The sequence below is a fragment of the Actinomadura napierensis genome (assembly GCF_039529375.1).
Lineage (GTDB): Bacteria > Actinomycetota > Actinomycetes > Streptosporangiales > Streptosporangiaceae > Spirillospora > Spirillospora napierensis.
This window is the reverse complement of the sequence record NZ_BAAAMR010000094.1, coordinates 1-18,436: the sequence shown is the minus strand read 5'-3', so window position 1 is coordinate 18,436 and position 18,436 is coordinate 1. Positions and strand designations below refer to the sequence as shown.

Annotated in this window: 21 protein-coding genes and 1 tRNA gene; 13 read left to right on the top strand and 9 right to left on the bottom strand. The window is 72.2% G+C overall.

Annotated features, from left to right (window positions below):
• Nucleotides 1-23: 23 nt before the first annotated feature.
• The gene (locus ABD296_RS37265) at nucleotides 24-1,709 is read left to right on the top strand and encodes a bis-aminopropyl spermidine synthase family protein (protein WP_344278671.1); all 1,686 of its coding nucleotides are present in this window, start codon (nucleotides 24-26) and stop codon (nucleotides 1,707-1,709) included.
• Between the two features lie 24 nt (nucleotides 1,710-1,733).
• On the opposite strand, the gene ABD296_RS37260 is transcribed toward ABD296_RS37265, so the two are convergent.
• Together ABD296_RS37260 and ABD296_RS37255 are read right to left on the bottom strand one after the other, a co-directional pair.
• Nucleotides 1,734-2,444 (bottom strand): SDR family NAD(P)-dependent oxidoreductase, encoded by a 711-nt coding sequence (locus ABD296_RS37260; RefSeq protein WP_344278669.1) that lies wholly within the window; start codon nucleotides 2,442-2,444, stop codon nucleotides 1,734-1,736.
• Nucleotides 2,444-3,139 carry an SDR family NAD(P)-dependent oxidoreductase gene (locus tag ABD296_RS37255; protein ID WP_344278666.1) on the bottom strand — a complete coding sequence of 232 codons (696 nt, stop codon included), beginning with the start codon at nucleotides 3,137-3,139 and terminating at the stop codon, nucleotides 2,444-2,446. Before ABD296_RS37255 ends, ABD296_RS37260 begins: the two co-directional genes overlap by 1 nt.
• A gap of 173 nt (nucleotides 3,140-3,312) precedes the next feature.
• Here ABD296_RS37255 and ABD296_RS37250 point away from each other — a divergent pair, with 173 nt between their 5' ends.
• Together ABD296_RS37250 and ABD296_RS37245 are read left to right on the top strand one after the other, a co-directional pair.
• Nucleotides 3,313-4,350 carry a PucR family transcriptional regulator gene (locus ABD296_RS37250; RefSeq protein ID WP_344278664.1) on the top strand — a complete coding sequence of 346 codons (1,038 nt, stop codon included), beginning with the start codon at nucleotides 3,313-3,315 and terminating at the stop codon, nucleotides 4,348-4,350.
• Nucleotides 4,351-4,445: 95 nt separating this feature from the next.
• Nucleotides 4,446-5,159 carry a hypothetical protein gene (locus tag ABD296_RS37245; protein ID WP_344278661.1) on the top strand — a complete coding sequence of 238 codons (714 nt, stop codon included), beginning with the start codon at nucleotides 4,446-4,448 and terminating at the stop codon, nucleotides 5,157-5,159.
• 29 nt (nucleotides 5,160-5,188) lie between these two features.
• Here the strand turns inward: ABD296_RS37245 and ABD296_RS37240 are convergent, their stop codons facing one another.
• The 5 genes from ABD296_RS37240 to ABD296_RS37220 are packed head-to-tail and all read right to left on the bottom strand — an operon-like array spanning nucleotide 5,189 to nucleotide 7,641.
• Complete coding sequence (locus tag ABD296_RS37240; protein ID WP_344278658.1) at nucleotides 5,189-6,043, bottom strand: hypothetical protein; 855 nt, start codon at nucleotides 6,041-6,043, stop codon at nucleotides 5,189-5,191.
• Between the two features lie 16 nt (nucleotides 6,044-6,059).
• A complete protein-coding gene (locus ABD296_RS37235; protein WP_344278656.1) occupies nucleotides 6,060-6,704 on the bottom strand; it encodes a DUF6962 family protein in 645 nt (214 codons plus the stop codon).
• Between the two features lie 35 nt (nucleotides 6,705-6,739).
• Nucleotides 6,740-6,958, bottom strand: coding sequence for a hypothetical protein (locus ABD296_RS37230; RefSeq protein ID WP_344278654.1), 219 nt, complete (start codon nucleotides 6,956-6,958; stop codon nucleotides 6,740-6,742).
• Nucleotides 6,959-7,002: 44 nt separating this feature from the next.
• On the bottom strand, nucleotides 7,003-7,398 hold the full coding sequence (locus ABD296_RS37225; RefSeq protein WP_344278651.1) for a hypothetical protein: 396 nt from the start codon (nucleotides 7,396-7,398) through the stop codon (nucleotides 7,003-7,005).
• Nucleotides 7,399-7,455: 57 nt separating this feature from the next.
• Nucleotides 7,456-7,641, bottom strand: coding sequence for a hypothetical protein (locus tag ABD296_RS37220; protein ID WP_344278648.1), 186 nt, complete (start codon nucleotides 7,639-7,641; stop codon nucleotides 7,456-7,458).
• Between ABD296_RS37220 and ABD296_RS37215 the strand changes: the two genes are divergently transcribed.
• From ABD296_RS37215 to ABD296_RS37205, 3 genes are all read left to right on the top strand, one after another.
• Nucleotides 7,625-8,227 (top strand): DUF3631 domain-containing protein, encoded by a 603-nt coding sequence (locus ABD296_RS37215; RefSeq protein WP_344278645.1) that lies wholly within the window; start codon nucleotides 7,625-7,627, stop codon nucleotides 8,225-8,227. The genes ABD296_RS37220 and ABD296_RS37215 overlap by 17 nt on opposite strands.
• A gap of 201 nt (nucleotides 8,228-8,428) precedes the next feature.
• Entirely contained in the window at nucleotides 8,429-8,617 is a 189-nt protein-coding gene (locus tag ABD296_RS37210; RefSeq protein ID WP_344278642.1) for a helix-turn-helix transcriptional regulator, read from the top strand.
• A gap of 116 nt (nucleotides 8,618-8,733) precedes the next feature.
• Nucleotides 8,734-10,041: a tyrosine-type recombinase/integrase gene (locus ABD296_RS37205; RefSeq protein ID WP_344278639.1), complete on the top strand. Its 1,308-nt coding sequence runs from the start codon at nucleotides 8,734-8,736 to the stop codon at nucleotides 10,039-10,041.
• A gap of 155 nt (nucleotides 10,042-10,196) precedes the next feature.
• On the opposite strand, the gene ABD296_RS37200 is transcribed toward ABD296_RS37205, so the two are convergent.
• Both ABD296_RS37200 and ABD296_RS37195 read right to left on the bottom strand, forming a co-directional pair.
• Nucleotides 10,197-10,610 (bottom strand): hypothetical protein, encoded by a 414-nt coding sequence (locus ABD296_RS37200; protein WP_344278636.1) that lies wholly within the window; start codon nucleotides 10,608-10,610, stop codon nucleotides 10,197-10,199.
• 539 nt (nucleotides 10,611-11,149) lie between these two features.
• Nucleotides 11,150-11,221 (bottom strand) — tRNA-Arg (locus ABD296_RS37195).
• Nucleotides 11,222-11,351: 130 nt separating this feature from the next.
• Here ABD296_RS37195 and ABD296_RS37190 point away from each other — a divergent pair.
• The 7 genes from ABD296_RS37190 to ABD296_RS37160 form a co-directional block, all read left to right on the top strand.
• A complete protein-coding gene (locus tag ABD296_RS37190; protein ID WP_344278715.1) occupies nucleotides 11,352-11,714 on the top strand; it encodes a response regulator transcription factor in 363 nt (120 codons plus the stop codon).
• Nucleotides 11,715-11,750: 36 nt separating this feature from the next.
• On the top strand, nucleotides 11,751-12,431 hold the full coding sequence (locus ABD296_RS37185) for a DALR anticodon-binding domain-containing protein (protein WP_344278633.1): 681 nt from the start codon (nucleotides 11,751-11,753) through the stop codon (nucleotides 12,429-12,431).
• Entirely contained in the window at nucleotides 12,428-13,819 is a 1,392-nt protein-coding gene (gene lysA, locus ABD296_RS37180) for a diaminopimelate decarboxylase (RefSeq protein ID WP_344278630.1), read from the top strand. Before ABD296_RS37185 ends, lysA begins: the two co-directional genes overlap by 4 nt.
• The gene (locus ABD296_RS37175; protein ID WP_344278627.1) at nucleotides 13,816-15,129 is read left to right on the top strand and encodes a homoserine dehydrogenase; all 1,314 of its coding nucleotides are present in this window, start codon (nucleotides 13,816-13,818) and stop codon (nucleotides 15,127-15,129) included. The genes lysA and ABD296_RS37175 overlap by 4 nt, the downstream gene beginning before the upstream one ends.
• Nucleotides 15,130-15,183: 54 nt before the next feature.
• Complete coding sequence (thrC, locus tag ABD296_RS37170; RefSeq protein WP_344278624.1) at nucleotides 15,184-16,251, top strand: threonine synthase; 1,068 nt, start codon at nucleotides 15,184-15,186, stop codon at nucleotides 16,249-16,251.
• A complete protein-coding gene (gene thrB / locus ABD296_RS37165) occupies nucleotides 16,251-17,222 on the top strand; it encodes a homoserine kinase (protein ID WP_344278621.1) in 972 nt (323 codons plus the stop codon). Before thrC ends, thrB begins: the two co-directional genes overlap by 1 nt.
• Before the next feature lie 465 nt (nucleotides 17,223-17,687).
• Nucleotides 17,688-18,436 (top strand): Rho termination factor N-terminal domain-containing protein (locus tag ABD296_RS37160; protein WP_344278618.1); only part of this gene is annotated, 749 nt, incomplete at its 3' end.

The window sequence follows — 18,436 nt, the reverse complement described above, 5'->3', positions numbered from 1 at the left end:
GACGAAACGAACCAGGCCCGCACATGACACAGGACGACCCGCCGCGACCCGCTCCGGACGCCGTCCGCGACCTGCGGGCCGGTTTCGGGATCGACGCACGGCGCATCGACCGGATCGGGCACCTGCTCGCGGACGGGACGTTCCGCACCGTCGAGGACGTCGTCTCGCTGACCGGCACGTCGCGGCGGACGGTCGAGGCGGTGTTCCGGGCGCTCGACCCGCACCTGGAGTCGTCGGGGGACGGACGCCGGATCGCACAGCGGCACGTCCCCGAATACGACGGAGTATTCGGGGACGCCGCGACGGCCGAGATCACCGACCCATGGACGGAGCGGGCCCGCCGCGACCCGGCGGCCCTCGCCGCGATGGACGCCCTGATCGCCGCGGCCCCGCCGCCCGTCCAGGCCCTCGACCACGTGCCCGCGACCGCCGAGACCGTCCTGAAGCGGGCCCGGTTCATGCTGGACGGCTTCGACCTGCGCGGCGCCCACGTGCTGTGCGTCGGCGACCACGACCTGACCTCGCTCGGCCTGTTCGTAGCGGGAGGCGCCGACGGGCTGCGGGTGAGCGTGGCCGACATCGACGAGCGGCTGCTGGAGTTCCTCGACACCGAGGCCGCCCGGCGCGGCTGGGACGTCCGTTGCCACGCCGCCGACCTGCGGCTCGGCCTCCCCGCCGCGCTGCGGGACTCCTGCCAGCTGGTCTTCACCGACCCGCCGTACACGCCGGACGGCGTCGGGCTGTTCGTCGCCCGCGGCCTCCAGGGGCTCCAGGACCACCGCAACGGCCGCGTCCTGCTCGCCTACGGGTTCGGCGAGCAGCAGCCGGCACTCGGGCTCGCCGTCCAGAAGGCGCTGAACCCGCTGCATCTGGCCTATGAGGCGATGCTGCCCGGATTCAACCGCTATGTCGGCGCGCAGGCCATCGGCAGCACGGCCGCCTTGTACGTGCTGCGTCCCACGAAGCGGACCGCCGCTGCCGCCCGCGCCGCCGCAGACGACCCGCGCGCCGCGATGTACACGCACGGCGCCCAGTCGGTGGAGGCCGGCGCGGACGCCCTGGACGAGACGGCGGCCGAGCGCGTCCTCGAACTGGCGGGGGGCGACCGCCCGCTGCTGGTCGGCGACGGATGGCCGGCGAAGGCCGCCGGCCGGCGCGTCCCGCTGCGCGACTTCCTGGCGGCCCCGCTGCCGCGCAACCTCCAGGGCCACGGCACGGTGCTGATCAACCTCTACCCCGGGTTCGGGGGGTCGGCCGCCCGCGCGCTGCTGGCCGCCAACGCGCCCCGCGTCGGCCTCGTCTGCCGCAACGACGAGCCCTTCCTGCGGGACGCCGAAGGACAGCGCGGGTTCCGGCGGCTCGCCGGCCCCGGATACCGGGTCGAACGCCTGCTCCGCGGCACTCCGTCGCCCGGCCTGGCCCTGGTCCTGGCCGAGCGGAACGACGAGCCCGCGGACGCCGCCGAGCGGGTCCTGGCGTACATGGACGCGCGGGCGCACGGCAAGATCGGCAACGGCTGGCGCGAGGGCCTCATCGCGCTCCGGAAGACCGAGGGGCGCACGCTCACCAAGGCCGAGGCGCGCCGGCTGATCGAGACGGCCGCCGACCGTCCCGACCTGCTCGAACGGTCGCTGGTCGACCTCCCGGCGCACCTGCTCGCGGTGCTCGGACGCGACGTCCGGCGCTCCGTCGAGGCCCTGCCGGACTGACCGGCCCCCCGCTCGCGCGGGACGTCACGCGCGGGCGCGGGTCGTGCCGCCGTTGACGTGCAGGATCTGGCCGACGAGGGTCGGCAGCCGGTCGTCGGCGAGGAACGCGACCGCCGCCGCGATCTCCTCCGGGTCGGCGAGCCGGCCGAGCGGCACTCGCGCGGAAGCCTCAGCGCCGTCGCCGGCGTCCGTAGCGCCGAGCACGCTCGGCGCGACCGCGTTGACGGCGATGCCCAGCGGCGCCAGCTCGCGGCCCAGCGACTTGGTGAGCGCGATGATCCCCGCCTTCGACGCCGAGTGCGCCGTCGCGTCCGGACGCCCGATCACCCCCCATTCGGAGGAGACCAGGACCATCCGCCCGCCGCCGCGCTCCACCATCCCGGGCATGACCGCCTGCGCGCACGCGAACGTCCCGCCGAGGTCGACGTCCACGATCCGCCACCACTCGTCCAGGTCCTGCTCGGCGAGCGGCGCGAGCGTGGAGCACGCGGCGTTCGCGACGAGGATCCCGATCTGCTCGCCGGTGCGGCGCTCGACGTGCTCCACCATTTCCCGCACCGCGTCCGGGTCGGACACCTCGGCCGCCGCGGCGACCCCGCCCAGCTCGGCCGCGAGCCCGTCGATCCCGCGCCCGGGACGGTCGTTCAGCGCGACGACGTGCCCGGCGGACGCCAGCCGCCGCGCGACGGCCCCGCCGAGATCGCCGCCGGCACCGGTGATCAGCGCGACCGCCATCAGATCACCGCCCCGGCGTTGGGCGACAGGATCTCGCCGGCGCAGAACGTCCCGTCCTCCACCAGGTAGGCGGCCGCGAGCGCGATCTCCTCCGGGGACGACAGCCGGCCCGCCGGGAGGGTCTGCAGGAAGGCGGGCCGCCGCCACGGCGAGTCGGGCGGCAGCATCGGCGTGTCGGTGGGCCCCGGCGCGACCGCGTTCACCCGCACCCCGGACGGCGCCAGCTCCGCCGCCAGCGACCGGACGAGCCCGAGCACCGCGCCCTTCGCCGCCGCGTAGTGCGCCTCCGCGTCACCGCCCGCCAGGGCCAGGCCCGACGCCACCCCCACCACGGTGCCGTGCCCGCGCTCCGCCATTCCGGGCGTCACCGCGCGGCACACGTTCACGAGCCCGCCGAGATGGACCCGCAGCATCCGCTTCCAGTCGTCCCAGGCGATGTCCGACACCGGGACGATCGTGTAGTGGCCCGCCGCGCACAGCGCCGCCTCGACCGGGCCCATCTCCCGCTCGATCCGGCGGACCGCCGCGGCCACCTGGCGGGCGTCGGCGACGTCCACCCCGACCCCGTAGTCGGCGTCCGGCGCCGGGCGCAGGTCGAGCGCGGCCGTCGTCCAGCCGCGTCCCGACAGCTCGCGCACCATCGCGCCGCCGATCCCGCCGGCCGCCCCGGTGACGAGCGCGACTCGCTCACGCATGCGCACTCCCCATCTCCTGGTAACCCAGGCAAACCCGGCATTGGTGCAGGTGGCAAGGGGCATGGCCGTTTCTTGGCCAAATGCTCTGCAGGACGCGGGGCTTGTCGTGACCTTCTCCAAAACGTGGCGCCCGGCCTGCCCGCGGCGCGGAGCCGTGGTGAGAGGGTGGCCGTGTGAGCAGCGATCCCGCGATGCCGCGCCTCACCGTCCGGCGGCTCCTGGAGGTCCCGCACTTCCGGCTGCGGCTGGTCGCCGGGTCCGCCGGCCTGGACCGGACGATCCGCTCGGCGCACTCCACCGAACTGCTCGACCCCGGCCCCTACCTGCGCGGCAACGAGGTCGTCCTGACGGCCGGGGCGTCCCTGCGCGACCCGGACGCCTGCGCCGCGTTCGCCGCCTCGGTCAAGGCCGGCCGCGCGGGCGCGATCGCCTACGGCGTCGGCGACGTCACCGAGACGGTCCCGGACGCGCTCCGGCGGCACTGCGACCGGCTCGGCCTGCCGCTGGTCGAGGTCCCGCCCGAGGTGCCGTTCCGCGGTTTCGCCGAATGGTTCGCCGCGGAGCTCGCCTCCACCCGCGACGAATGGGGCGAGCGCGCGGAGACCGGCCGGCTGCTGCGCGACGTCCAGCGGGGCCTGACGCCCCCCGAGACGCTGCTCCCGCGGGTCGAGGACGCCGGTCTCGACCCGGGCGCGCTGGTCGCGGTCGCGATGCCGGCCGGCGAGGCGCCCGCCGCATCCGGCGTCATCGGCGTGGACGACGACGTCGCGTTCATGATCACCGGGGACGAGTACGCCGGGACGGACCTCGCGGGCATCGGCACGTCCGGCCCCCTGGGGCACCTGCCCCGGTCGCTGACCGACGCCCTCGCCGCGCTGGACGCCGCCCGCCGCACCGGCGGCATCGTGCACGCCGCCGACCTCGCCACCTTCCGGGCCCTGCTCCGCCGCCTCGACCCCGGCCAGGTCGCCCCGTTCACCGACCAGATCGCCCGTCCCCTCGCCGACCACGACGAGGCGCACGACGGCAACCTCACCGAAACGCTGCGCGCCTTCCTCAACGCGGGCGGCGCCGTCGGCCCGGCGGCCCGCGCGCTGTCCCTGCACCCGAGCACCCTGCGCAACCGGCTGTCCCGGATCGAGGCCCTGACCGGCCGCGACCCCCTCGACTTCGAGGACCGCATAGCCCTCGCCATAGCCCTCTGGGCCTGACCTCCGGAACGCGCGCTTGATCCATCAGCCGTTTCCTCCTCGGCCGTGCCTCTTCGGCGGGACCATGGGTGGACGGCCGAGGGGGAGGAGCAAGGGTGAGCGAGGCGCATGCCACGGGGGAGATCGCCCGGTTGGCGCGGGATGTGCAGGAATCGATCGAGCAGTTCGCGCACCTGGACGAGCTGCTCCGGTCGACCCTGCCGCGGCTGGCGGACCCGAGCCGGGACGCGGAGTTCAACGCGGCGGTGAAGGACCTGGCCGGAGGGCTCGACGAAGCGGCCGTCCACCGGCTCGCCATGCTGCTGGGCGAGCTCTGGCTGTACTGGGACACGGCCGAGCCCGCGGCGCCGCACCCGCCGGCCGACGACGCGCCGCGGCCGCCGGCCGACGACGCGCCGCGGCGCCCGTTCCCCGAAGAGCCGCCGGTCGCCCTGGAGCGCAGCGCGCTGCCCTCGGTCATGGAGTCCGTGGTCAACTTCGCCGCCTACGCGGGCGGCGCCGCCGTCGCAGGAGTGGTCGGCAATCGGGCCGACGCCCTGGTGCGCCGCGTGCTCGACGGCGGGCGGGAACGCTGGCGGGCCCGCTCCGACGCCCCGGACATCCCCCTGACCAGGGACGATGCCGTCGAGGTCGTGCACGCTGCCGCCGCCGTCCACGGCTACGAGACCGGTGACGCCGAGCCGCTGAGCGCCGAACTCCGCGCGGACGGCAGCTGGCTGGTCCGGCTGCTCGTGGACGGCGAGACGCTGGCGGCGGTCGTCCCGCCCGGCGACCCCGGACGCGCCCGGGTCGTCATCCGCGTCTCCTGAGCGTCCGGAGACGGGACCTCGACGAGGTGTCAGGCCGCGGAACCGAGCGACGCGAGCAGTTGGGCCAGCGGCGCGGCGAGTTCCGGCCGGCTGGATCGGGCGGTGTGGTCGCGGAGACGGTCGAGACAGTGCAGGTAGAGCGGCAGCAGTTCCCGCTGGAGCAGTTCGCCGGCCGCGGCGCTGTCGTCGATGCCGTCGGCTCGCCACCGTCCGGCCGCCGCGACCAGGTCACTGGACGGCTGCGGCGGTGCGGTGTACCAGCGGGCGGCGTCGGCATTGCGTCCGAGCAGGCCGGTGGCGGCGGTGTAGAGGAGCCGGACGGGGAACAGCACGGTCTTGGTGACGTTGCGGGCGCCTTCAGCGGCGAGGCCTTCGGGGTGCTTGAGCGCCTGCACGTAGGCCGGGCCGGCGAATCTGGTCGCTGCGAAGGCGGCGCTGTCCAGGAGGAGTTCGTCCCTACTGGGCCGCGCACAGCCCGGACGGCGGTCGGCGCCGTACAACGGCACGCCCGAGTCGAGCAGGTCGAGCCGGTCGGTCGCGGGGAACCGGCCGGCCTCGGTGCCGTCCGCCAGGCTCTCCCAGTCGCTCCAGAAGATGGAAAGGCGCGCGGCCAGGGCGCGGTGAGGGGAGTCCGCGTAATGCCGGATCGTTTCCTGCCGGACGGCATCGATGACCGCCGCCGCGGCGACGTCGGCGTGGTCGACGACGAGGGCGAGATCCACATCGCTGACCAGGGGGGCGAACCCGCCATGCGCCAGGCTGCCGATGGCGAAGGCCGCCAAGAGTCGCTCGTCCAAAAGCTCCTTCGCCTGGACGAGCGCGGTCCGCACGATTTCCTGACCGATGGGATCGGACAGTTCGGGCTGAGGGGAACGGTGCCTCATGCGCTCTCCGCTCTGGTCACCCGGCGAGGGCGCGCGGTTCGGGATCCGGGCGGCGCGGCGTGCTGACCGCCGCGTACAGCAGGACCATGCCCGAGATCTGGGCGAGGTGGTACAGCGAGGTCGGGTCCAGCGCGACGCGTTGGGTGATGGCCGGGTCGATGGCCTTGGTCGCCGCCGCGGCGCCGTCGGCGACGAGCGCGACGATCACCGCGCCGGCCATCGGGTGCCGGCGGCGGGCCGCCCGCGCCCACAGCGCGATGATGCTGATCATCGTGAGGCTCTCGCAGGCCAGCAGCGCGTTGACGCCCGCGTGGCCGGTGACCGCCAGGACGACGTAGGCCGCGATCCCGATCGACCGCAGGGCCCAGAACGTCCTCTGGTGCCGCGGCCCGAGCACCTCGGCGACGGTCGCGGCCAGCAGGTAGGACACCGCGATGACGACCATCGCGCTGATGACGGCCCAGCTCGGCCCGGTCCAGCGTTCCGAATGCTTCACGACGCCGTGGTGGACGAAGCCGGCCAGCGCCGCGGCTCCCGCCCACCAGAAGGACGTGCGCCAGTACCGGTGCGCGACCGGCGACCGTCCCAGCCTGACGGCGAGGACGACCACGATCAGACCCAGCGCGAGATCGCTGAGGGCGGGCGCGGGTTCGGCGAGCACCCCTGCACGGTACCGACAAGCCCCCGCCCGACCTCTCATCGCGCGCCGGCCAGGTCCCAGATCACCAGGCCAATGGTGAACACCACCGCGACGACCAGGCTCTGCACCACCAGCCGCCGGACCCGCCGCGACAGCGAGACGACGGCGTCGGCCGTCTCCAGGGCCAGATCGAATCCGGCACGTCCCACGGCGATGCCGACGTACGCCGCGGCCAGCGCGGCCGCGTCGTCGCCCCCGTCGCCGACAACCAGCACTTGCCACCTCGCTCCTCCAGGTCGTGCACGGCCGCGACCTTGTCCTACGGCAGCAGGCCCGCGCGGACGTCGCTGATTCCGGTCTCACCCGCCACGCGGGCGACGGTGCGCGGGTTGTCGCCGGTGACCGGGATCGGGACGCTGCCGGTCAGCGCGGTGACGGTTGCGGCGGCGTCGGGCCGGAGCCGGTCGGTGATGCCCAACACCCCGGCCGCGACCCCGTCGACCTCGACCAGCACCGCGGTGCACCCCACGTCCTCCAGCCGTCCGACCAGAGCGATGCCTCGATCGCCGGGGACGAGCCGGGCGGGGCTGCCGACCGCGACGCGATGGCCGTCGACGGTGGAGGTGACGCCCGTGCCGGGAGAGGACGCGAAACCGGCCGCGCTCGAAATGTCCAGGCCGCGAGTGCGGGACGGCGTTGACGACGGCGCGGGCAAGAGGATGCTCGCTGGGACGTTCGGCGGCCGCTGCCAGCCACAGCAGCCCGTCCTCGGTCAGCCCTCCCGCGGGCGCACGGCGCCGACCTGCGGAACTCCTTCGGTCAGCGTGCCGGTCTTGTCGAAGGCGACCCGGCCGACCTGCCCGAGCCGCTCCATCGCCACCGCGGACTTCACCAGCACGCCGTGCCGTCCGGCGTTGGCGATGGCCGACAGCAGCGGCGGCATGGTGGCCAGCACCACCGCGCAGCGATCCTCTTTGAGTGGGGTCGCCACGAAGGCGGAGCGGCTCGGCGACGCGTGGCCCGAGATGCCGCCAGGAATCACCGACCGTCCGGCGGACGTCTGGGAACCGCTCTTGGCTATCGCCGACGCAGCCGGGGGAGACTGGCCGGAACGCGCTCGCGAGGCATGCGTTTATCTCGTCAAACAGGGCGCTGAGCGAGGTGTGAGTCTCGGAATCCGGCTTTTGATGGACCTGCATCGGGTCTTCGACGGCGCTCGCGCTCTCTTTACGGAAAGGGTTCTTGAGCGACTGCACAGCATCGAAGATGCTCCGTGGGCTGAACTGAAAGGCGTCCCTCTCGACAGCCGTGGTCTTTCCCGACTGCTCTCGCAGTACGACGTTTCGCCGGTCATGGTGAAGATCGACGGCCGTTCGCTTATGGGGTATCGCTCCGATCACCTTGCCGATGCGTGGGCGCGGTACCTCCCCGCCATCTCGGCCGAGGAACCGGAACCTTCGGAACCCGTCCAGCTCACGACCCATGAACGGGGTTCCAGCGGGCGCGACGGTTCCGGAACCTGGGGAACCGAGCGAGCGCCGTAGGTTCCGCCGGTTCCGGAAACCTGACCGTCCACCGGAACCCGCCACACCCTCTACGACCTGCGGTGGTCCCGCAGGTTCCGGAGGTTCCGCACTTCCAGCCGAAGGGAGGACGACGACTCGTAGCGCTCTGTCTCACCCGGTGCACAGCCGCCAAGCAATCCACCGGGTTAGAGAACGACACTCAAGGAGGAGTAGGCCACCGTGGCACGCAAAGGCGAATTGCTCACGATCTCCGAGGTGATTGCCGAACTCGGCGTCCCGCGCGCGACGTTCTACCGGTGGCGTCAGCTCGGCAAGGCGCCCCGCAGCATCAAATACCCGAACGGGGACGTTCGGATCCGCCGGTCCGTGCTTGAGCGCTGGCTCTGCCAGCTTGAGGAGGCCGCGTGAGCACGGAGGAGGAACCGCGCCCTGGACGGCGAGGAACCCCCGGAAGCCAGGGGCGGACGCGGAACGTACGGCGCCCGTGGAAAATCGGGAAAGCCAAGAGTAAGACGCGACCGCACATGGTCCGATGGGTCGTCGCCGGCGAGGTCTGCACCGTCACGTTCGCCACGTTCGCACTCGCGGACGGATTCCGCTCAGACCTCATTCAGGCCATGACGCGCGGCGAGGAATTCGACGTGGCCACCGGTCTGCCGACGTCCATGCTCAAGGTCGCGACGGCGCGCACCTGGTTCGAGTTCTGCAAGGCGTACGTCGGCGTTCGGTGGGATGGCGCCGCGGCAAAGACGCGCGATTCCATCACGGACAGCCTCGCGACGGTGACCCTTGCCATGGTGGAGGACGGGCGCGACCGGCCGAGTCACCAGGCACTGAGGAGGGCGTTTCTCTGGGCCGTCACCCCGGCCAACGAGGGCGCCGACGTGCCGGACGAGTTCACTACCGGCTTGCGGTGGCTCCAAGAGCGCTCATTGCTGCTCAAGGCGCTCGCCGAGCCGCACGTGATCCGCCAGGTAGAGAAGCGGCTTACGGTCACGCTCACCGGCAAGCGCGTCGCGACGGACACCTACAACCGGCGCCGGCGAGGGCTCAATACCGCCGTGGTGTACGCCGTGGAACTCGGCGAACTCTCCGACAACCCGCTCAAGGCCGCGGGACGGACGCATGAGGCCCGGCAGGGTGAGGTAGATCCTCGTGTCGTCATCACGCACGCTCAGGCCCGCGACCTCACGGCACTGAGCTACGTCGGCTCGTGGGGCCGTGGCCGAGGTCGCCGCCTGGTGGCGTTCTTCGCGACGCTCTACTACGCCGGTCTACGGCCGGCGGAGTGCGTGGCGCTGCGAGAGAACGACTGCTACCTGCCGGACGCCGGATGGGGCCGTCTGACGCTCGTTCAGACGCTTCCGGTCACCTCGAAGAGGTGGACGGACGACGGCGAGCGCCACGAGCGGCGAGGGCTCAAACAGCGGCCCCTCAAGGCGGCCCGCATCGTGCCGATACCGCCATCCCTCGTGACCATCCTCAAGGCGCACATCGAGGAGTTCGACACGGCCGAGGACGGGCGCCTGTTCCGCAACGAGCGCGGCGGCATCCTGGGCGCCTCTACCTACTCGCGCGCGTGGGAGGAAGCCCGCCAGCTCGCGTTCACGCCCGCTCAGCTCGAGTCACCGCTTGCCGGGCGCCCGTACGACCTCCGCCACGCCGCGCTGAGCACGTGGCTCAACGCTGGCGTCTCGCCGGCGGACGTGGCTAAGCGTGCAGGTAACTCGGTAGAGGTGTTGCTCAAGCGCTACGCCGGCTGCCTGGACGGCCAAGAAGACGTCATTAACCGGCGCATCGAGAGGACGCTAGAAAAAGAAGAAGATGAGTGAGTCAGCGCGAGAGATTTTCTCGTAGGTCTCTCGCGGAAACTACTAGAGAGCGGATCGGACGGGGCCTTGGTCGGTCGGAGGTTCCGCCCGATCCGCTCTTTTGTGCTGGTCTGCAACTAGTTTAGCTTGACAGCGAGGACAGGTGATCCTTCATTTCATGGGTGTTGGCCGTGGGTCTCCTCTGCCGCAGGCTTCGATGGCGTGACCTCAGACTCACTCTCTGTGGATCTGCGTAGGAGGGTTGGAACCTGCATGATCGCGATCTTTATAAGCTCTAGGAAGTTCTTCTCGCTGAGGCGGCCGTCGTGGCGCAACTGCAACGCCCCAACGAGCACTAGTCCGAGGATCGCGGCAGCCAAGACAGGCAGGAGCCATCCCTCCGACCATCGACTGGCCAAGACAAAACACATGGTAATTGCGAGCAGGGCAGACAAGTAAAACGCTCCTGAAGCCCAGGGTCCTCGCTGTCGCCGCCCAACAGACATCTCCGTCACCTCACGGTATGCGTGTATAACGTCCTCGGTTCGCTTGCCGACAATCTCACGGACCCTTCCACGGCGGTCGACCACGAAGCGACAGTTTTCGCCGCTTCGTGAAGTGGCAGCGCACGTAGTCCGACCGGTGAGGGGGTGACGGCGAACGGGCAACCTTGCCCCGCTGGCAATCATCGCTTCCGCCTGCCATTGGTGATTGTGGCAAAACTCGCGTCTGATTCGCTTGGCGCGCCTGGCTCGCCGGAGCCGTGCGATGCTTTGCCGGAGACGGGGCATGAGTAGGTAGTGCCCGATCTACAACTCGAACCGAGCTAAATGATCAGAGTGGCCGGAAGCGGTCCAAGTAGTTGCAGCTACACGGTTGGGTTCCCCATGCGAGTACGCGAAGGGTGAGTTGAACCCTTCGCCTACGCGTGGACGACCACCAACCGCGCCAACGTCACCGATGGCCAAGGCCTACCGCACCGACTCCGGTACGCGGGAGGCTCTCTCGTGGGTCTCTCGTGGGTGGTGCTAGAGAGTGAGAACGGGCGGGACTCAGTTGGACTGAGTACCCGCCCGGTTCTTTGGTGTCTGTGCTGGTCAGCGAGGTGATTTCGCTGGTCTCAGAGAGGTGCCCCCTGCAGGATTCGAACCTGCGCACACGGCTCCGGAGGCCGTTGCTCTATCCCCTGAGCTAAGGGGGCCCTTGCGTCGCTGCGCGGCGCGTGTTGGAAGGTTACCAGGGTTGGCGGGGTGGCGCGTACGTGGACGTTCGCCGTGCGTTCGGGGGAGGAGTCGACTAACTTCGAGGCCGTGACCGAGCCACTGGGACGGGTGCTGGTCGTCGACGACGACGAGGTGATCCGGCAGCTCATCGCCGTGAACCTGCAACTCGAGGGGTTCGAGGTGTCGACCGCGGTGGACGGTCAGGACTGCCTGGAGAAGGTGGCCGAGGCGCGGCCGGACGTGATCACGCTGGACGTGATGATGCCGCGGCTGGACGGGTGGGTGACCGCGATCAAACTGCGGGAGGACCCCGGGACGGCGCACATCCGCGTTGTGATGATCACGGCGCGGGCGCAGGAGCACGACATCAGGCGGGGCCACGAGATCGGCGTGGACGCCTATGTGACGAAGCCGTTCGACCCGAACCAGCTGATCCAGACGGTGCGGAAACTCGCTGCGGTGTCCAGATAGTGGTCGGATAGTCTCACCAGGGTGACTCCGGCCGAGGTGAGCGATGCCCTTGTGGCCGCGGTGGGCGATGCCGTCGCGGCGGGTGAGGCAGACGTCGCGGTGCCGGACGAGGTGGTCGTGTTGAGTGCGGGCGCCGGGGTGTTCGAGAGTCCGGTGGCGCTGGTGCTCGGGGTCGAGCCCGAGGTGATCGCGAAGCGGGTCGCGGGGACGGTCACCGGGCGCGGGTTCGTGCGGGTCGAGGTGCCGGCGGCGGACGTGGTGCAGGCCATTCTGCGGGAACCCGGGTACGGGACCACCCGCGTTCCGCGGTTCGGGTGGGGTGATCGGCCCAGGTCGTTCGAGAACCCGGGGTTCGCGGTGCGGTACGCGTATGCGCGGGCGTGCTGGGTGGGGCGGTGGGCCCGGGACCTCGGGGTGCCGGAAGGGCGGCTCGAGCGGCCCGGGCGCGAGGAGACGCGGCTGGTGGGGGCGCTCGCGGAGGTGCCCGGGCGGGCGGCGCAGGCGGAGCGGGAAGGCGATGCCCGGCCGCTGGCGTTCTGCTTGGAGAGGGTGGCCGGGGCGTACCACGACGTCCATGAGCGGTGCCCGGCCGTGCCGGTGGGGTGCGAGAAACCCGGGGCGGTGCACGCGGGACGCGTCGGGCTGGCGCGGGCCGTGCGCATCGCCCTCGGCAACGGCCTGAAGATGATCGGTGAGACCCCAAGAGAGCGGATATGAGTCGAGTTCACCCTGCCGGGCCCCGGCACGCTGACGTCCTGCCCGAAGACCACCCGGCGGGCCCGGCGGACGATCTGAACGCCCTGGACGCGCACGTCTGGCCGCGTGGCGCGACCCGCGAGGGCGGCGTGCTGACGATCGGCGGCGTCGACGTGCGGGACCTGGCGAAGGAGTACGGGACGCCCCTGTACGTCTACGACGAGGAGGACGTGCGGTCCCGCGCGAGGGAGTACGTGGCGGCGTTCCACGACGGTGACGTGCATTACGCGGGCAAGGCGTTCCTGTGCACGGCGGTGGCGCGGTGGCTGAAGGAGGAGGGCCTCGGGCTGGACGTGTGCAGCGGGGGCGAGCTGGCCGTGGCGCTGGCGGCGGGTTTCCCGACCGAGCGGATCACGCTGCACGGGAGCAACAAGGCGTCCTGGGAGCTGGAGAAGGCCCTGGAGGCCGGGGTCGGGCGGATCGTGGTCGACTCGTTCGAGGAGATCGCGCGGCTGGGCTACCTGGCGCAGGAGAAGGGCGTCCGGCCGAAGGTGATGGTGCGGGTCACGACGGGCGTCGAGGCGCACACCCATGAGTTCATCGCGACGGCGCACGACGACCAGAAGTTCGGGTTCTCCCGGAGTTCCGGTGCGGCGCTGGAGGCGGTGCGGCGGGTGCTGGCGCTCAAGCAGCTGGAGCTGATCGGGCTGCACAGCCACATCGGGTCGCAGATCTTCGACGTGGACGGGTTCGAGGTCGCGGCGCACCGGCTGGCGGAGCTGCTGGTGGCGATCCGCGACGAGCACGGGATCGAGCTGCCGGAGCTCGACCTCGGCGGGGGCTACGGGATCGCGTACCTGCCGGGGGAGGAGCCGCACGACCCGAAGTCGATCGCGGACGGCCTCCGGGAGATCGTGGTGCACGAGTGCCGCGCGTACGGGCTGGCGACGCCGCGGCTGACGGTGGAGCCGGGCCGGGCGATCATCGGCCCGGGCGGCGTGACGCTGTACGAGGTCGGCACGGTGAAGGACGTGGAGGGCCTGCGGACGTACGTGTCGGTGGACGGCGGGATGAGCGACAACCTGCGCACCGCGCTGTACGGCGCGGAGTACACCGGGGCGATCGCCAGCCGGTCGTCGGACGCACCGCCCATGCTCAGTAGGCTTGTCGGCAAGCACTGCGAAAGCGGCGACATCGTCGTGCGCGACCTGTGGTTCCCCGAAGATATTGCGGCGGGGGACCTGGTGGCGGTCGCCGCGACCGGTGCGTACTGTCGTTCGATGGCCAGTAACTACAACCACGTCCCGAAGCCCGCCGTGGTGGCGGTGAGGGACGGCAGGTCGCGCGTGATCGTCCGCCGGGAGACCGCCGAGGACCTGCTGCGGCTGGATGCGGAGGTCGAAGCGTGAAACCCGAACGTGGCCCGCTGCGGGTCGCGCTGCTGGGATGCGGCACCGTCGGCAGCGAGGTCGTCCGGCTGCTGAACGAGCAGGCCGACGATCTCGCCGCGCGGGTGGGGACGCCGCTGGAGCTGGCCGGGGTCGCGGTGCGGCGGCCCGAGCGGGTGCGCGCGGGCGTCGACCCGGAGCTGGTCACCACGGACGCGCAGGCGCTGGTCACGCGGGACGACGTGGACATCGTCGTCGAGGTCATCGGCGGCATCGAGCCGGCCCGGACGCTGATCCTGGAGGCGATGAAGACCGGCAAGTCGGTCGTCACCGCGAACAAGGCGCTGCTGGCCGAGGACGGGGCGACGCTGTTCGCGGCGGCCCGGGAGTACGGCGCGGACCTGTACTACGAGGCGTCGGTGGCGGGAGCGATCCCGCTGCTGCGGCCGCTGCGGGAGTCGCTGGTCGGCGACCACGTGCACCGGGTGCTCGGCATCGTCAACGGCACGACGAACTACATCCTCGACCAGATGGACTCCGCCGGCGCGGGGTTCAACGAGGCGCTGGAGGAGGCGCAGTCGCTCGGGTACGCGGAGGCGGACCCGACGGCGGACGTCGAGGGGTTCGACGCGGCGGCGAAGGCGGCGATCCTGGCGCAGCTGGCGTTCCACACGCCGGTGACGGCGGCGGACGTGCACCGGGAGGGCATCACCGAGGTGTCCGCGGCGGACGTCGCGGGCGCCAAGGGCATGGACTGCGTGGTCAAGCTGCTGGCGATCTGCGAGCGCGTCCCGTCGGAGGACGGCCGGAACGGGCGCGGGGTGTCGGTCCGGGTGTACCCGGCGATGATCCCGCGGACGCATCCGCTGGCCAGCGTCCGCGAGGCCTACAACGCGGTGTTCGTGGAGGCCGAGTCGGCGGGGTCGCTGATGTTCTACGGCGCGGGCGCGGGCGGGGCCCCGACGGCGTCGGCGGTGCTCGGCGACCTGGTCGCGGTGGCGCGCAACGTGGTCGGCGGCACGCCCGGCCCGGTCGAGGTGACGTACGCGAAGCTCCCGGTGCTGCCCATGGGCGAGACCGTGACCCGCTACTACATCCATCTGGACGTGACGGACGAGGCGGGCGTGCTCGCCACCGTCGCGGAGGAGTTCGCCCGCCACGAGGTGTCGATCCAGGCCGTCCGGCAGGTGGGGCTGGGCGAGGAGGCGCAGCTCGTGGTGGTGACGCACAGGGCGCCGGACGCGGCGCTGTCGGCGGTCGTGCGGGGCCTGCGGGGGCTGGACAGCGTCCGCGAGGTCGCCAGCGTCATGCGCGTCGAGGGCGAGGAGTGAGATCCCGGTAGAATCCGGGTCCACAATCCGCAGGTCAGCCGAGGAGACACTGACGTGAACGGGAACGCCCGCGTGTGGCGCGGCCTCATCGAGGAATACCGCGACCGGCTTCCGGCGACGGACGCGACGCCCGTGGTGACGCTGCTGGAGGGCGGCACGCCGCTGGTGCCGGCCGTCCGGATCTCCCAGCTGACCGGCTGCGAGGTGCACCTGAAGGTCGAGGGCCTCAACCCGACCGGTTCGTTCAAGGACCGCGGGATGACGATGGCGATCAGCAAGGCGGCCGAGGACGGCGCCAAGGCGGTCATCTGCGCCTCGACCGGCAACACCTCCGCGTCGGCCGCCGCGTACGCCGTGCGGGCCGGGATGACGTGCGCGGTGCTCGTCCCCAACGGCAAGATCGCGATGGGGAAGCTCGCGCAGGCGCTGGTGCACGGCGCGCGGCTGCTGCAGGTCGACGGCAACTTCGACGACTGCCTGGAGCTGGCCCGCAAGCTGTCCGTCGACTATCCGGTGGCGCTGGTCAACTCGGTCAACAAGTACCGGCTGCAGGGCCAGAAGACCGCCGCGTTCGAGATCGTGGACACGCTCGGCGACGCGCCGGACGTGCACTGCCTGCCCGTCGGCAACGCCGGCAACATCTCGGCGTACTGGATGGGCTACAAGGAGTACGCCGCCGACAAGGTGGCCGCGCGGACGCCCCGGATGCTCGGGTTCCAGGCAAGCGGCGCGGCGCCGTTCGTGAAGGGCGAGCCGGTGCTGAAGCCGCAGACGATCGCCACCGCGATCCGGATCGGCAACCCCGCGTCCTGGGACCTCGCGATCGCCGCGCGCGACGAGTCCGGCGGCGCGATCGACTCGGTCACCGACCGGCAGATCCTGGCCGCCTACCGGCTGCTGGCCAGGGAAGAGGGCGTGTTCGTGGAGCCGGCGTCCGCGGCGAGCGTGGCGGGGCTGCTGCAGGCCGCCGAGCAGGGCGTGGTGAAGCCCGGGACGCGGGTCGTCTGCACGGTGACCGGCAACGGCCTGAAGGACCCCGACTGGGCGATCTCCGGCGCGCCGGCCCCGACGGTCGTCCGCGTCGACGCCCACGAGGCGGCCTCCGCGCTCGGCCTCGCCTGATGGCCCCTGCCGAACCGGAGAACCGGCCGGAGAAGTCCGTCGTGGTGCGGACGCCGGCGACGAGCGCCAACCTGGGGCCGGGCTTCGACTCGCTCGGCCTGGCGCTGTCGCTGCACGACGACGTCGAGGTGGTGCTGACCGGCGACGGGGTGTCCATCGAGGTGGACGGGGAGGGCGCCGAGGTCGCCGACCGCGGCGAGCGGCACCTGATCGTGAAGGTGCTGCGGCGGGCGTTCGACGCGCTCGACGATCTCGCCGCGGCCGGACCCGGCCAGCCGGCCGGGCAGCCGAAGGGCATCCGGCTGCGGTGCCGCAACCGCATCCCGCACAGCCGCGGGCTCGGCTCGTCGTCCGCGGCTATCGTCGCGGGGATCGTCGCCGCGCGGGCTCTGCACCCGCACGGCGACCTGATGGACGACGACGCCGCGCTGCGCCTCGCGACCGACATCGAGGGGCATCCCGACAACGTCGCGCCGTGCCTGGCGGGCGGCCTGACCATCGCCTGGACGACCCCGGACGGGGCGCGCCTCGTCCGGCTGGATCCGCAGGTCAAGCAGGTGGTCGCGTTCGTTCCCGAGCAGCGCCTGGCGACCGAGCGGGCGCGCGGGCTGCTGCCGGACAGCGTCCCGCACGCCGACGCCGCGGCCAACGCGGGACGCGCCGCGCTGCTCGTCGCCGCGCTCCGCGACGGGCTCGGCGCCGAGGTCCTCCTGGACGCCACCCAGGACCGGCTCCACCAGAATTACCGCGCGCCCGCGATGCCGGAGTCGGCGGAACTCCTCGAACGGCTCCGTTCGGCCGGAGTACCGGCGGTGATTTCCGGGGCGGGACCCACTGTCCTGGCCTTCACAACCGCATCACGAGTTGATTCGATGGCTCTGCGAGTGGGTAATGGGTGGCACGAGCACCCGTTGGACGTCGCGACCCGCGGTGCACGCGTCCTGCCCGGTGAACCCGACCACCGGACGTGACGCGGTGCCGGCGGGGGACCGCTGCCGGGATCGCCGCGACGCTCCGGCCGGTGCGGGTCCGCACAAGATCCACCTAGGTAAAATGCGAAGACATCGACCTCTGGGGAATAGCAGTGTGCCCTGGTGATGTTAGGCTGATTGCCGCACCAGATGCCCCGTTCGGGGCAGCGTGCTCGTCAGCCGCGCGTCGCCTGTCCGGCCCTCCGGCCGTGTCGGTCCCGCGTACCAGGCTCCCCGACACCGTGACATTCCGTTGTCAGGCATTCCAGCGAAACTTCGGACGTGGCGGTGACGGGGACACGTGCGAGCGAACCGTCCCGTCCACCATCTGGCTGTGCCCAGAAAATCGCCGATCCCGGCCCCATCGTGATCAGCGGAGCCCGACTCGGCGCCCCCGCCGGGCCGTATTACCGGGTTGACCGGCCGAACTGCCGGCCGACGCCCGCTCCCTGGGAAGGACCCTTAGTGAGCGAATCCAGCGAACTCCTTACGGACGCATCCAGCACGGCACCCGCGGCCGACGCCGCCCAGAACGGCGCGGAGTCCGCCGCCCCCCGGCGCCGCCGCGGCACCGGCCTCTCGGCCATGGTGCTGCCCGAGCTCAAGGCGCTCGCGTCCAGCCTCGGCATCACCGGCGTGACCGGGATGCGCAAGAGCCAGCTCATCGCCGCCATCCAGGAGAAGCAGGGCGGCCAGGGGCAGGGCTCGGCGGGCGAGCAGGGAGCCGCTGCCGGGGCCGTCGCCGGGGCCGGCGAGGGCGACCAGGGCAAGGCCGCGCAGCCGGCCAAGGCCGAGCGTCCGCGCCGCACCCGCGCCGCGGCCAAGCGCGAGACGTCCGAGCAGGTCGCCATCCCCGACACCGCGCCCGCGCCCGCGGCCGAGCCGGTCGCGGCGGAGGCGCAGCCGGGCGCGCAGGACGGCAGGCAGCAGTCCGACAAGCAGGACGGCAAGACCGCCGAGCGCCCCGAGAGGGCCGAGCGGCAGGGCGGCCGTCAGGGCGGTCGCGCGGCCGACAAGCAGGACCGGGGGGCGTCCGAGGGCCGGGGCGAGCGCGGTGACCGGCAGAACCGGGAGCCGGCCGCGGCCCAGGGCGGCGGCTCCGAGGACGGCGAGGCGCAGGGCGGGCGCGAGTCCGGCCGCGAGGGCGGCCGGGACGGCCGCGAAGGACGCGAGGGCGGGCGCCAGCGCCAGCGCGCCGGCCGTGAGCGCGGCGA

Bases quoted from the DNA above. Each gene is read 5' to 3' on its own strand.
- ABD296_RS37265 (WP_344278671.1), top strand. From the start codon at position 24: ATGACACAGGACGACCCGCCGCGACCCGCTCCGGACGCCGTCCGCGAC.
- ABD296_RS37260 (WP_344278669.1), bottom strand. From the start codon at position 2,444: ATGGCGGTCGCGCTGATCACCGGTGCCGGCGGCGATCTCGGCGGGGCC.
- ABD296_RS37255 (WP_344278666.1), bottom strand. From the start codon at position 3,139: ATGCGTGAGCGAGTCGCGCTCGTCACCGGGGCGGCCGGCGGGATCGGC.
- ABD296_RS37240 (WP_344278658.1), bottom strand. From the start codon at position 6,043: ATGAGGCACCGTTCCCCTCAGCCCGAACTGTCCGATCCCATCGGTCAG.
- ABD296_RS37215 (WP_344278645.1), top strand. From the start codon at position 7,625: ATGGTGGCCAGCACCACCGCGCAGCGATCCTCTTTGAGTGGGGTCGCC.
- ABD296_RS37205 (WP_344278639.1), top strand. From the start codon at position 8,734: ATGGTCCGATGGGTCGTCGCCGGCGAGGTCTGCACCGTCACGTTCGCC.
- lysA (WP_344278630.1), top strand. From the start codon at position 12,428: ATGAGTCGAGTTCACCCTGCCGGGCCCCGGCACGCTGACGTCCTGCCC.
- thrB (WP_344278621.1), top strand. From the start codon at position 16,251: ATGGCCCCTGCCGAACCGGAGAACCGGCCGGAGAAGTCCGTCGTGGTG.